Source organism: Stenotrophomonas sp. PI_27, assembly GCF_027854495.1.
Lineage (GTDB): Bacteria > Pseudomonadota > Gammaproteobacteria > Xanthomonadales > Xanthomonadaceae > Stenotrophomonas > Stenotrophomonas pavanii.
In genome coordinates this window covers 124,055-136,783 of record NZ_JAJNOF010000011.1, presented here as the reverse complement: position 1 = coordinate 136,783, position 12,729 = coordinate 124,055, and the positions used below count along the sequence as shown (strand labels likewise).

Genomic DNA, 12,729 nt, shown 5'->3' with positions numbered 1-12,729 from the left:
CCGGGGGCAACCGCATGAAACACCGTATGACGTCGACCGCGATCATGGTGCTGGCGCTGATGGCGTGCTGGCAGGCCGAGGCGTCCAGGTTCAAAGCCACGAAGATCATCGTCGTCCAACCCTCGGTCGCCTTCGAGTCAACGCAGCTGAGCGACAGGCACCTGGATGCGTGGATGAGTGAGGATGATCACTGCCGCGACTTCCTGATGTACCACGACCAGTGCGCCGTGCTGGTACTGCCGGATCAGTACGACGACGGTTTCACCCGGCACCAGCTGCGATTGAAGGCCAGGCAGCTGCCGGGCGAGGCATTGGGCGCGTACTGCCGCGACCTGCATGTGCTGTGGAAGCAGCAATGGAAAGGCCAATGCCCCGTTGGCGAAGAGGACGACGAAGCGACCTGACGCCGAGGGCATAGCGCCTGCTCTGCGTTAGTCCCTCACGGGCGCAGCAGCAGCCGGATGTCCTCGCCCACCTGCCGCTGGTCGACCACGCGCAGGCGACGCTGCTGGTCCATCGCCTCGATGCCGAGGCCAGCCAGCAGCGGGCGTCCGTTGTCGCCCAGCAGCGTGGGGGCCTGATAAAGCAGAAGCTCATCGACCCAGCCGCCGCGCAGCAGCGCACCGGCCAGCGTGGCGCCGGCTTCGGTGTGCACTTCGTTGATGCCGCGCTCGGCCAGCAGCGCCAGCACCGCGCCCAGATCCAACCGTCCATCAACGCTGGGCACGCTGGCGAATTCGGCATCGGCCGCGTCCGGTGCGCTCACCGCCGCAGCGTGCAGGTACAGCGTCGGTGCCCCGCCCTCGCGCACGCGGCTGCATTCGAGCGAACGCAGGCGCGAATCGAGCACCACCCGCAGCGGTGGCATCACCTCGGTATCGGCCAGGCGCACGGTCAGCATCGGGTCATCCGCGAGCACCGTGTCGGCGCCGGTCAGGATCGCACCTGCGCGTGCCCGCCAGTGCTGCACGTCTTCGCGCGCGGCCGGAGCGGTGATCCACTTGGAACTGCCATCGGCCATCGCGGTACGACCATCCAGGCTGGCGGCCAGCTTCACCCGCAGCCACGGGCGGTTGCGCTCCACGCGTGACAGGAAGCCCTTGTTGAGTTCGCGCGCCTGCGCTGCCATCAGCCCTTCGGCAACCTCGATGCCGGCGTTGCGCAGCAGATCGAAGCCACCGCCATCCACCTTGGGGAACGGATCGCGCATCGCCGCCACCACGCGCGACACGCCCGCTTCGATCAGTGCCAGTGCACACGGCGGTGTGCGCCCGTAGTGGGCACAGGGCTCCAGGGTGACGTACGCGGTGGCACCGCGCGCCTCGCTGCCGGCCTCGCGCAGGGCGAACACTTCCGCATGCGGGCCACCGGCGCGCTGGTGCCAGCCCTGCCCCACCACGCGTTCGCCATGGGCGATCACACAGCCGACCATCGGGTTGGGGCGGGTGGTATAGGCAGCGCGCTCGGCCAGGCGCAGCGCGTTGGCCATGTGCAGGTGATCGAGGACGGAGAACGGGGTGGTCATGCGGCCATGGTAACGCTGCCGGCGGCGATGCACGCCATCAGTGCCCACCAAGGCGGGCGCTCACCCAGGCAGAGGCGGTCAGCCCTTCTTCTTCTTGGTCAGGGCGATCACATCGCCCAGCAGCTGCAGCTGTTCGGTACTGGACGGCAGATCGCGCTCGAGCTTCTCGATCTCCTCGCGGAAATCGGCCACGTCCTCGAAGCTGCGGTACACCGAAGCGAAGCGCACGTAGCCCACGTGGTCGAGCTTGCGCAGTTCGTTCATGACGAACTCCCCGACCTTGATCGAGGGCACTTCGCGCTCGCCGCTGATGCGCAGCTGGTGCACCACCGCCCGTACCGCCGCTTCGATCTTGTCTTCGGGCACCGCGCGCTTCTGCAGCGCGCGGTCGAACCCCGCGCGGACCTTGCGCTGGTCGAAGGCCTCGCGGGTGCCGTCACTCTTGACGATGGCCGGCAGCTTCAGTTCGACCGTTTCCAGGGTGCTGAAGCGCTCGCCGCAGGCTTCGCATTCCCGCCGACGACGGATCGTCGCGCCGTCTTCGGAGACGCGCGAGTCGATGACCCGGGTATCGGCATGTTGGCAGAAGGGGCAATGCATGAAACGCCTGGCTCAGGGAAGTACCTATTGCCACGGTCATGGCAGCGTCGCAAAGGTACCTGAGAAGGGGCGCAGCAGCAAATGCTGCCTGCACGGAAGCGCCTGCAATTCAGCCCGCCAGTCCGGCGAGGCCGCGACGCGCCGCTCAACCGGGTGCGGGTGGCGGCGATGCGGCGCGTGCCCAGCGCAGCCAGGCCAGGTGCCCGGCCATCACCAGCAGCGGCGGACCAAACCCGAGAAGGCCCAAGGTCGAGATCTCGCCATTGCTGATAGTGAAGTACAGCGTGGCGACGACCACGCCCAACGCGGCCAGGCTGCCCAGCGCCAGGCCGACCCAGGCCACAGCCGGTGATTGGCGCAGGCCGGCAACACCGCGCCACAGGAACAGGCCGCTCAGCCACAACCACGACAGCAGGCCGATGAGGCCGGCCGACGACCACAGCAGCAACAACGTGTACTCGTCGCCCGTCAGGTACTTGCCCTCCCAGACGACCATCAGCCCCAGCACGGCCCCCGTGCCGCCTGCCGCCACGGCGGGCAGGCCCACCAGCAGGCCGGCAAAGGCCATCCAGCGTTTGTGATGACGCTCATCCATGCGTTCCGTTTCCTTCGATGGGCTGTGCCCGGCCGCGGTGTTTGATCCACACCAGCCTCGCGGCCGGTACCAGCATCGACGGGCCCAGCAGCAACAGGGCGATGCCTTCGGTGTGCACGGTGATGCTCCACCACAGCGCCAGCCCCAGCAGGGGCACGGCGGCAAGACTGCCGGCCAGCAGCATCCACCACCAGAGGCGATGCACCTGCAGCCCGGCACGTCCCTGCAGCAGATACCCGGCGCTGAGCCACAACCAGGCCAGGCAGCCGGCAATACCGGCCAGGCCCCACAGCGGCATCAGGGTCACCGCGGCCAGCGTGCCATGACCGAACTGGCCCAGCCCCGTCAGCAGCAGCATCGTCGCCGCGGCACCACCCGCCACCAGGCTGGGCAGGCCGAAGATCACCGCCAGGACGGCATACAGATACCGGGCGCGGCGCTCATCCACGCGGGCCTACTCCTTTGACCGTGCCGGGCCGGATGGCTCGCCCACCGCGTCAGCACGCAGCCGCAGGAGGATCAACATACCGGTGGGCACCAGCAGGGACGGCCCGGCGAACAGCCCGCTGAGCACGGACGAACCCAGCTCGGCGAAGTAGTACAGCGCCATCGCCAGCAAGGGCAGGCCTGCCAGCACGCCCAGGCCCAGCAGCAGCCACCAGCGGCGTGATGCCCTGTGCAGCCCGCGTGCGCCATCGCGCAGCCAGACGATGCTGAGTGCGACCCAGGCCACGAGGCCGGCGATCGCGCACGATCCCCACGCGAACATGCCGGCGGCAAACCCCAGTTTGTCCGCGTCCAGCGAGACGAGCCCGATCACGCCCATGACCACGGCGATGCAGGCGCCGGCACCGCCGAAGAACAGGCTGGGCAGGCCGAACAGCACCGCCAGCGCGGTGTACAGGTACTTGAGGCGGCGCTCATCCATGCGCGGGGTTCCTGATGACGGGGTCAGAGCCCTTCCGTGCGGGAAGGGATCCGACCCCTGCGTCGTGGTGGGGTCGGATCCCTTTCCGCCAGGAAAGGGCTCTGATCCCTGCCCCGATCAGCCGTAGACCGGGTACTTGCGGCACTGCGCGCTGACGGCGTCGCGCACGCGGGCGATGACGGCGTCATCGTTCGGCGCATCGAGCACGTCGGCGATCCAGTTGGCCAGGTCCACACAGTCCTGTTCGACGTAGCCGCGGGTGGTCACCGCCGGGGTGCCCAGGCGCAGGCCCGAGGTCACGAACGGCGAACGCGGGTCGTTCGGCACCGAGTTCTTGTTGACGGTGATGTGGGCCTTGCCCAGCGCGGCTTCCGCGTCCTTGCCGGACACGTCCTTGCCGATCATGTCGACCAGCATCAGGTGGTTCTGGGTGCCACCGGAAACGATCTTGTAGCCGCGCGCGATCAGCGTGTTGGCCATCGCCTGGGCGTTCTTCACCACCTGCTGCTGGTAGGCCTTGAAGCCCGGCTCCAGCGCTTCCTTGAAGGCCACGGCCTTGCCGGCGATGACGTGCATCAGCGGACCGCCCTGGATGCCCGGGAACACGATCGACTGCAGCTTCTTGACCAGGTCTTCGTCGGCGCCCTTGGCGATGATGATGCCGCCGCGCGGGCCGCGCAGGGTCTTGTGGGTGGTGGAGGTGACCACGTGGGCGTGGTCCAGCGGGCTCGGGTAGACGCCAGCGGCGACCAGGCCGGCGACATGGGCCATGTCGACGAACAGGTAGGCACCGACCTTGTCGGCGATGGCACGGAAGCGCGCCCAGTCGATCACCTGCGAGTAGGCCGAGAAGCCGGCCACGACCATCTTCGGCTTGTGTTCCAGGGCCAGGCGCTCGACTTCGTCGTAGTCGATCAGGCCCTGATCGTTGACGCCGTACTGCACGGCGTTGAACAGCTTGCCCGACGCATTGACCTTGGCACCGTGGGTGAGGTGGCCGCCGTGGGCCAGGCTCATGCCGAGGATGGTGTCGCCCGGCTGCAGCAGGGCGAAGTACACGGCCTGGTTGGCCTGCGAGCCGCTGTGCGGCTGCACGTTGGCGTAGTCGGCGCCGAACAGCTGCTTCAGGCGGTCGATCGCCAGCTGCTCGGCGATGTCCACGTATTCGCAGCCACCGTAGTAGCGCTTGCCCGGGTAGCCTTCGGCGTACTTGTTGGTCAGCTGGCTGCCCTGCGCTTCCATCACCGCCGGGCTGGTGTAGTTCTCGCTGGCGATCAGCTCGACATGGTCTTCCTGGCGCTGGGTTTCGGCGGCGATGGCCTTGGCCAGTTCGGGATCGTAGGTTTCGATGCGGACGTCACGCGGGAACATCGGTTACTCCAGGCAGGGAGGGAACAGCAGGGCCTGCGATTGTAAGCGGGCTGGCGGGCCCGGGCGACCGCAGCGGAAGGGGCTTGGGCAACGCGCTGTGGCATGATGTGCTGGCGTGCCTGCGCGTGCCCTCCGCAGCGCCTTGCACAGGCTTCGTCCAATCGGCAATTTCCGCCGGAAGTGTGACCTCCTTCCTTGCAAAACCTAATTACCAGCTTTCACAAAGCTTAAAGTCCTGCACTCCGCGGCCGATACGCCCTGTCCATACAGGGGAAAATCCGCGTGATCCATTCGCACCAAGTTTCGCCGGCAATGATGCTGGCACCACGTCGCACGCCCGCAGCACCCCGCCGCGCCCTTTCCACGCACCTGCTGGTCCTGGCGATCGGCCTGGCCATGGGCGGCCCGATGACGGCGGCCGCAGCCACGGTCACCGTGCGCGACCCGAACCTGCTCGATGGCCGCTGGTACGCACCGGGCGCATGGAGCAATGGCGATCCGAACCTGTCCGTTGAAAACCATGCCTACATCGACAGCATGACACCGGTTGTCGTCGACGGCATCCGCGCCGACTCTTGGCGCGTGGACATCGGCCACGCCGGCAGCGGCGAGCTGTCCATCCAGAATGGCGGCGTGCTGGAAAGCACCGCCATCTTCATCGCCACGCTGCCCGGCTCGACCGGCAAGGTCACGGTGACCGGCGCCGGTTCGCGGTGGATCGGCAACAACAGCATCGGTGTCGGCCATGAAGGCAGGGGCTACCTGGACGTGCTCGATGGCGGCCAGGTGATCAATGCCCAGGGCACGTGGGTTGCCTCGGAACTGGGCAGCAGCGGCGTCCTGACCGTGTCCGACAAGGATTCGCGCTTCGCCACCAACCAGATCCATGTGGGTGCGCAAGGCACCGGCACCGTGAACGTGCGTGCCGGTGGCACCTTCGAGACCGGTGTCGCGCGCCTGGGCAGCTACAGCAGCGTGGCCCGTGGCGAAGCCACGGTGACAGGCAAGGGTGCCAGCTGGTTGAACACCAGCGACCTGCTGATCGGCGTGTCCGGCACTGGCAGGATGACCGTGGCCGACGGCGCCACGCTGACCGTGCAGGGCAGCACGCAGCTGGGCCAGCAACGGCACACCGCAGGCGTGCCCGATGGCGTGCTGGTACTGACCGGCGCGGGCACCACCGCCACGGCCGGCTTCATCGCCGTGGGCCAGAACGCGGTGGCCGAACTGGATGTCCTTGACGGCGCCGCCCTGACCGCGGGCGACGTGGGCGTGGGTGAGAATGCGCTGGGCGATGGCACTTTCCGCGTGGCCGGCGCCGGCAGCTCGGCCAGCGTGGGCCGCCTGACCATCGGCAATCTGGGCACCGGCAGCGTGTCCATCCATGACGGTGGCGCTCTGACGGTCAATGACGTGCTGGGCCTGGGCGGCGCCAACGGCAGCCGGGGTTCACTGGCCATCGGCGCGCAGGGCACGCTGACCCTGGCCGGTGGCCAGATCTACCAGGGCGCCGGCACCGCCAACGTGCTCATTGCCGATGGCACGCTGCACCTGACCCGCAAGGCCTTCACCACCGCTGTTGAAATGGCGCTGGATGGCACCGCTACGCTGGATACCGACCAGGTCGATGCGATGTTCAGCGGCCGCCTGACCGGTACCGGCGCACTGCGCAAGACCGGCAGCGGTACATTGACCACGTTTGCCAACAACACCTACGGCGGCGGCACCCGCATCGAGCAGGGCACCCTGGTGCTGGCCGGCAATGGCGCGATCCGTGGCGCGGTGGATGTGGCGTCGGGTGCGACACTGCAGTTGCAGCGCAATGGCCAGACCCTGTTCGCCAACGTGCTGTCCGGCGCCGGCGATGTGGTCAAGCTGGATGCGGGCCTGCTGAGCCTGTCGGGCGACAGCAGCGGCTTCACCGGCACCACCCGCGTGCGCGCCGGCGCCTTGGACGTGCGTGGCCGCCTCGGCGGCCTGACCGAGCTGGCCACCGGCACCGAACTGAGCGGCGACGGCCAGCTGGGCAGTGTGATCCTCCGTAGCGGCGCCACGCTGGCACCGGGGGCGGCCACGACCTACGGCACGCTGTCGATGACCGGCAACCTGCTGCTGGAAAATGGCTCGCGCTATCTGGTGGACCTTGGCGCCGATGGCGCCGGCGACCGCGTGCAGGTGGGCGGCGGCGCTACCCTGCAGGGCGGCAATACGGTGGCCATCGCCAGCGAGGGTGACTGGCAGCCGCGTACCCGCTACACCATCCTGAGCGCGGCGCAGGGCGTGCAGGGCACCTTCTCCGGCGTAAGCAGCACGCTGGCCTTCCTGACACCCACGCTGGACTACGACGCCAGCAACGTCTACCTGACCCTGGCCCGCAACGATATCGCCATGCCGGATATCGAACTGGCCTTCCCCGATGTGGTGGTAAATCCCAACCAGAAGGCCGTGGCCGGCGCGGTGGAAGCGCTGGGCAATGGCAACGCCGTGTATGACGCGGTGGTGCGCCTGGCGGTGGCCGACGTCGTGCCGGCCTTCGACAGCCTGTCCGGTGAAATCCATGCCGCGCATCGTGGCGCGCTGCTGCAGAACCGATTCCTGCACGAGGGCATCGACCGCCACCTGGACGGTGCCACGATGGCTGCAGAGATCGCCCCGGGCGTGCACGCGTGGGTCGGCGGCAGCGGTGGCCAGCGCCGTACCGATGCCAGTGCCGACAACGCTGGCCTGCGTTCATCGCAACATGGCGTGATGGCTGGCGCCGGCTGGCGCCTGGGTGAAACGCTGGAAGTGGGCGTGGCCGCGGGTTCGCAGCACCTGGTCAGCCGCCTGGCCCGCCGCGAAGGGCGCGCCGAAACCGACAGCACCGAGTACGGCGTGTACGGCCAGTACCGCTGGCAGGGCCTGAGCCTGCGTGCAGGTGTCAGCCGTGCCGATTACCGCACCGACAGCACCCGCACCGCACAGGTTGGCACCCGCCTGGATGAACACCTGTCGGCCCGCGAGGATGCCACCGGCACCACCGCGTTCCTGCGTGCCGGTTGGACCTTCGGCGGCCAGCGCCTGCAGCTGACACCGGAACTCGAAGTGGCGCAGGTACGCGTGGAAAGCGACGGTAGCCAGGAGCGCGGTGGTCACAGCGCGCTGCAGTGGAACGGTGGCAGCGCACGCTACCGCACCGGCCTGGCCGCGTTGCGCGCGGACTGGGATATCAGCGCTGGCCAGCGTGACCGTGCGGCGCTGACCGCGCGCGTGGGATGGCAGGTGGCTGGCGGTGATCGCCTGCCGCAGGTCGATGCGCGCTTCGTCGAAGGTACCCAGGGCTTTGCGATCAGCGGTGCACCGCTGGCCCGCCACAGCGCCCTGGCCCAGTTCGGTGTGGCAGTGAGCCCGACCGACCGCAGCCGCGTGGCGCTGCAGGTGCAGACCCGCCGCGGTGATGGCCAGCGCGATGTCGGCGCGCAGCTGGACTGGTCAGTCGCGTTCTGACCGCGATGGTGGCGGCTGAATGAAGAAGGGCGCCCTCGGGCGCCCTTTCTTTTTCCACTGCAAGAGGATCAGGGCCCTTTCCCAACGCGTGGGATCCGACCCTACCTCGTGCCTCAGCGGCTGCTGACGATGTAGTCGGCGATGATCCCGCTGGCGATGGCCACCAGCAGCATGTTGCCGCGGTCATCGCGGATCCACTGGTGGCCGTAAGGCGGGCGGCGCAGGTGGTAGCGCGGGTAGTCGTTCACCACGTAGATCGGGCCGCGGTAGTAATCACGGTAGCGGTGTCCGACCTTCCAGCCGTAGCCCGGGCCATAGGCCGGGCGGTAGACCACGCGTGGCGGCGGCGGTCCCGGGCGGTAGTAGCGGTCGTGGTCGCGGTGCCAGTCGCGGCGGTCGCGTTCCCAGTCGCGCCGGGCCTCACGGCGGTCGCGCTCCCAGTCACGGCGGTCCTGGCGCCACTCGCGGCGATCCTCCCGCCATTCGCGGCGGTCACGGTGGTCGTTGTCAGCGAAGGCGGGGGCCACCGCGCCGAGCGCCAGCACAGAGGCCACGGCTCCGGCCATTACTCGATTGATGCGCATGTCAGACCTCTGCTTGGGTGGGTGGTGAGCCCATATTGCGCAACCGATCTGAACCGTTTCCGGCTGGAAACGCTTCCCGCTGCAGGACTGTGACGGAGTATTCAGGCCACGGCCAGCCTGCGCGGCTCCGGCCGGGCGCGGGCCGGAACCGGTTCCGGCTATAATTGGCGGTATTCCATTCCAGTCTGTGCCCGCTGCCGCAACGGGATGTTCCCGTGACGGGTCGGGCGCAGGGCCGCGCCTACGGAGACCGCATGTCCTCGCAATACATCTACACCATGAACCGCGTGTCCAAGGTGGTCCCGCCCAAGCGGCAGATCATCAAGGACATTTCCCTGTCCTTCTTCCCGGGCGCGAAGATCGGCCTGCTGGGCCTGAACGGCGCCGGCAAGTCCACCGTGCTGAAGATCATGGCCGGCGTGGACACCGATTTCGAGGGTGAAGCCCGTCCGCAGCCCGGCATCAAGGTCGGTTACCTGGCGCAGGAACCGGAACTGGACCCGAACAAGACCGTGCGCGAGTCGGTCGAGGAAGGCGTGGGCGAAGTGCTGCAGGCCCAGGCCGCGCTGGAAGCGGTGTATGCCGCCTATGCCGAGGAAGGCGCCGACTTCGACGCGCTGGCCAAGGAACAGGAGCGCCTGGAGGCGATCCTGGCCGCCGGCGACGCGCACACCCTGGAAAACCAGCTGGACGTGGCCGCCGATGCGCTGCGCCTGCCGCCGTGGGATGCCAAGATCGCCAACCTGTCCGGCGGTGAAAAGCGCCGCGTCGCACTGTGCCGCCTGCTGCTGCAGAAGCCGGACATGCTGCTGCTCGACGAACCGACCAACCACCTCGACGCCGAGTCGGTGGAATGGCTGGAACAGTTCCTGGCGCGCTATACCGGCACCGTGGTGGCCGTCACCCACGATCGCTACTTCCTGGACAACGCCGCCGAGTGGATCCTGGAACTGGACCGCGGCCGCGGCATTCCGTGGAAGGGCAACTACACCGAATGGCTGGTGCAGAAGGATGAGCGCCTGAAGCAGGAAGAGAACCAGGAAAAGGCCCGCCAGAAGGCGATCCAGAAGGAACTGGAGTGGTCGCGCCAGAACGCCAAGGGCGGCCGCTCCAAGGGCAAGGCCCGTCTGGCCCGCCTGGAAGAGCTGCAGTCGCAGGATTACCAGAAGCGCAACGAGACCAACGAAATCTTCATCCCGCCGGGCGAGCGCCTGGGCAACATGGTGATGGAGTTCAAGAACGTCTCCAAGAAGTTCGGCGACCGCCTGCTGATCGACAACCTGTCGATGCTGATTCCGCCGGGCGCGATCGTCGGCATCATCGGCCCGAACGGCGCCGGCAAGTCGACGCTGTTCAAGATGATCACCGGCCAGGAGAAGCCGGATTCGGGCGAGATCGTGATCGGCCCGACCGTGCAGCTGTCCTACGTGGACCAGAGCCGCGACAAGCTGGAAGGCAACCACAACGTCTTCCAGGAAATCGCCGGTGGCCTGGACATCCTCAACATCAACGGCATCGAGATCCAGTCGCGCGCCTACATCGGCCGCTTCAACTTCAAGGGCCAGGACCAGCAGAAGATGGTCGGCTCGCTGTCCGGTGGTGAGCGTGGCCGCCTGCACATGGCCAAGACCCTGCTGCAGGGCGGCAACGTGCTGCTGCTCGACGAACCGTCCAACGACCTGGACATCGAAACGCTGCGTGCGCTGGAAGACGCGCTGCTGGAGTTCCCGGGCAACACCTTCGTGATCTCGCACGACCGCTGGTTCCTGGACCGCATCGCCACGCACATCATCGCGTTCGAAGGCGACTCGCACGTGGAGTTCTTCCAGGGCAACTACCGCGAGTACGAGGAAGACAAGAAGCGCCGCATGGGCGACGATGCCGCGCCGAAGCGCCTGCGCTTCAAGGCGCTGAAGTAAGAAAGGAAGAACGGCCGCGCTCTGCGCGGCCGTTCTGCATTCGGGTAGGTCACGACCGTTGGTCGTGACACCTTATTGTTGCGAGACGCCCCATGTCCCTGTTCGAACGCCTGTTCCAGCTGCAGCAGCACGGCACCACCGTGCGCACCGAGCTGCTGGCCGGTGTCACCACCTTCCTGACGATGTCCTACATCGTCTTCGTCAACCCGGAAATCCTCGGCACCACCGGCATGGATGCAGGTGCGGTGTTCGTGGCCACCTGCCTGGCCGCTGCGCTGGGTTCGGCAGTGATGGCGCTGGCGGCCAACTTCCCGGTGGGCATGGCACCGGGCATGGGCCTGAACGCGTTCTTCGCCTTCACCGTGGTCGGTGCCGCTGGCCTGCCGTGGCAGCAGGCACTGGCTGCGGTGTTCATCTCCGGCCTGGTGTTCCTGGTGCTGTCGCTGACCGGTGTGCGGGCGTGGCTGGTGTCGGGCATCCCGGCCTCGCTGCGTTCGGCGATCGTGGCCGGCATCGGCCTGTTCCTGGCGATCATCGCGCTGCAGAAATCCGGCGTGATCGTCGGCAATGAAGACACGCTGGTGGCGCTGGGCCCGTTGAACACGGCGCCGCCGCTGCTGGCGCTGGCCGGCTTCCTGCTGATTGCCGTGCTGGAAGCGCGCCGTATCCGTGGCGCGATCCTGATCGGCATCCTGGCGGTGACCGGCGCGGGCTGGGCATTGGGCGACGTGCAGTACCAGGGCCTGGTCTCGCTGCCGCCGAGCCTGGCGCCGACCTTCCTGCAGCTGGACCTGCCGGGCCTGCTGCACCACAACGGTGGCGCGCCGATCGCCGTGTTGCTGCAGGTGGTGCTGGTGTTCGTGCTGGTGGAAGTGTTCGATGCCACCGGCACCCTGTATGGCGTGGTCGGTCGCGCCGGACTGCTGAAGCTGCCGGGCGCGCAGAAGCGTTTCGGCCGCGCGCTGCTGGCCGACAGCACGGCGATCGTGGCCGGTTCACTGCTGGGCACCAGCAGCACCACCGCGTTCGCTGAAAGCGCCTCGGGCGTGCAGGTGGGCGGCCGCACCGGCCTGACCGCACTGGTGGTGTCGGCGCTGTTCCTGGCCGCACTTCTGTTCTCGCCGCTGGCGGCGATGGTGCCCGGCTATGCCACCGCACCGGCGCTGCTGTTCGTGGCCGGCCTGATGCTGCGCGAACTGGTGGACGTGGACTGGAGCGACCTGACCGAATCGGTGCCGGCCGCCCTGTGTGCGCTGGCGATGCCGTTCACCTATTCGATTGCCAACGGCCTGGCGTTCGGCTTCATTGCGTATGCCGCGCTGAAGGCCGGCACCGGGCGCTGGCGCGAGGTGCATCCGGCGGTGTGGCTGGTGGCGGTGCTGTTCGCGCTGCGCTACGCGTTGGAATAATCGGGGCGCGATGCCGGCCAGCGGCCGGCACTACCAGGTGGTGATTCACCTGCCACCCGGGGCGCGATGCCGGCCAGCGGCCGGCACTACCGGGTGGTGATTCACCTGCCACCCGGAGGCGATGCCGGCCAGCGGCCGGCACTACCGGGTGGTGACTCACCTGCTACCCGGGGGCGATGCCGGCCAGCGGCCGGCACTACCGGGTGGTGATTCACCTGCCACCCGGGGGCGATGCCGGCCAGCGGCCGGCACTACCAGAGCACGCGGTGGCCAGCGGCCGGTACTATCTGGTGCGGGGTTCACCTTCCAGCC

11 protein-coding genes are annotated in these 12,729 nt (G+C 68.0%); 4 read left to right on the top strand and 7 right to left on the bottom strand.

From position 1 onward, the window contains the following. The first annotated feature begins 14 nt into the window (after positions 1-14). Positions 15-404: a hypothetical protein gene (locus LRM18_RS14970; protein ID WP_064239606.1), complete on the top strand. Its 390-nt coding sequence runs from the start codon at positions 15-17 to the stop codon at positions 402-404. Between the two features lie 35 nt (positions 405-439). On the opposite strand, the gene ribD is transcribed toward LRM18_RS14970, so the two are convergent. The 6 genes from ribD to glyA form a co-directional block, all read right to left on the bottom strand. Further along, entirely contained in the window at positions 440-1,525 is a 1,086-nt protein-coding gene (gene ribD, locus LRM18_RS14965) for a bifunctional diaminohydroxyphosphoribosylaminopyrimidine deaminase/5-amino-6-(5-phosphoribosylamino)uracil reductase RibD (protein ID WP_154330033.1), read from the bottom strand. A gap of 78 nt (positions 1,526-1,603) precedes the next feature. Further along, the gene (gene nrdR, locus LRM18_RS14960; protein WP_005415256.1) at positions 1,604-2,125 is read right to left on the bottom strand and encodes a transcriptional regulator NrdR; all 522 of its coding nucleotides are present in this window, start codon (positions 2,123-2,125) and stop codon (positions 1,604-1,606) included. Positions 2,126-2,270: 145 nt separating this feature from the next. Then, complete coding sequence (locus tag LRM18_RS14955; RefSeq protein WP_270954912.1) at positions 2,271-2,720, bottom strand: hypothetical protein; 450 nt, start codon at positions 2,718-2,720, stop codon at positions 2,271-2,273. Beyond that, positions 2,713-3,168 (bottom strand): hypothetical protein, encoded by a 456-nt coding sequence (locus LRM18_RS14950; protein ID WP_270954911.1) that lies wholly within the window; start codon positions 3,166-3,168, stop codon positions 2,713-2,715. The genes LRM18_RS14955 and LRM18_RS14950 overlap by 8 nt, the downstream gene beginning before the upstream one ends. A 6-nt stretch (positions 3,169-3,174) precedes the next feature. Then, positions 3,175-3,648 carry a hypothetical protein gene (locus LRM18_RS14945; RefSeq protein WP_270954910.1) on the bottom strand — a complete coding sequence of 158 codons (474 nt, stop codon included), beginning with the start codon at positions 3,646-3,648 and terminating at the stop codon, positions 3,175-3,177. A 117-nt stretch (positions 3,649-3,765) separates the two neighbouring features. Further along, entirely contained in the window at positions 3,766-5,019 is a 1,254-nt protein-coding gene (gene glyA, locus LRM18_RS14940) for a serine hydroxymethyltransferase (RefSeq protein ID WP_057494411.1), read from the bottom strand. Between the two features lie 282 nt (positions 5,020-5,301). Between glyA and LRM18_RS14935 the strand changes: the two genes are divergently transcribed. Continuing rightward, positions 5,302-8,505: an autotransporter domain-containing protein gene (locus tag LRM18_RS14935; RefSeq protein WP_270954909.1), complete on the top strand. Its 3,204-nt coding sequence runs from the start codon at positions 5,302-5,304 to the stop codon at positions 8,503-8,505. 113 nt (positions 8,506-8,618) lie between these two features. On the opposite strand, the gene LRM18_RS14930 is transcribed toward LRM18_RS14935, so the two are convergent. Further along, on the bottom strand, positions 8,619-9,089 hold the full coding sequence (locus LRM18_RS14930) for an RcnB family protein (RefSeq protein WP_270954908.1): 471 nt from the start codon (positions 9,087-9,089) through the stop codon (positions 8,619-8,621). Between the two features lie 254 nt (positions 9,090-9,343). On the opposite strand from LRM18_RS14930, the gene ettA reads away from it, so the two are divergent. Continuing rightward, positions 9,344-11,008 (top strand): energy-dependent translational throttle protein EttA, encoded by a 1,665-nt coding sequence (gene ettA, locus LRM18_RS14925; RefSeq protein WP_005415249.1) that lies wholly within the window; start codon positions 9,344-9,346, stop codon positions 11,006-11,008. 92 nt (positions 11,009-11,100) lie between these two features. Then, positions 11,101-12,417, top strand: coding sequence for an NCS2 family permease (locus tag LRM18_RS14920; RefSeq protein WP_053462142.1), 1,317 nt, complete (start codon positions 11,101-11,103; stop codon positions 12,415-12,417). Positions 12,418-12,729 lie beyond the last annotated feature (312 nt).

What these genes read in the sequence shown, in the direction of transcription:
- ettA (WP_005415249.1), top strand. Translation starts at nt 9,344, where the DNA reads ATGTCCTCGCAATACATCTACACCATGAACCGCGTGTCCAAGGTGGTC.
- nrdR (WP_005415256.1), bottom strand. Translation starts at nt 2,125, where the DNA reads ATGCATTGCCCCTTCTGCCAACATGCCGATACCCGGGTCATCGACTCG.
- LRM18_RS14945 (WP_270954910.1), bottom strand. Translation starts at nt 3,648, where the DNA reads ATGGATGAGCGCCGCCTCAAGTACCTGTACACCGCGCTGGCGGTGCTG.
- glyA (WP_057494411.1), bottom strand. Translation starts at nt 5,019, where the DNA reads ATGTTCCCGCGTGACGTCCGCATCGAAACCTACGATCCCGAACTGGCC.
- ribD (WP_154330033.1), bottom strand. Translation starts at nt 1,525, where the DNA reads ATGACCACCCCGTTCTCCGTCCTCGATCACCTGCACATGGCCAACGCG.
- LRM18_RS14920 (WP_053462142.1), top strand. Translation starts at nt 11,101, where the DNA reads ATGTCCCTGTTCGAACGCCTGTTCCAGCTGCAGCAGCACGGCACCACC.
- LRM18_RS14970 (WP_064239606.1), top strand. Translation starts at nt 15, where the DNA reads ATGAAACACCGTATGACGTCGACCGCGATCATGGTGCTGGCGCTGATG.
- LRM18_RS14930 (WP_270954908.1), bottom strand. Translation starts at nt 9,089, where the DNA reads ATGCGCATCAATCGAGTAATGGCCGGAGCCGTGGCCTCTGTGCTGGCG.
- LRM18_RS14955 (WP_270954912.1), bottom strand. Translation starts at nt 2,720, where the DNA reads ATGGATGAGCGTCATCACAAACGCTGGATGGCCTTTGCCGGCCTGCTG.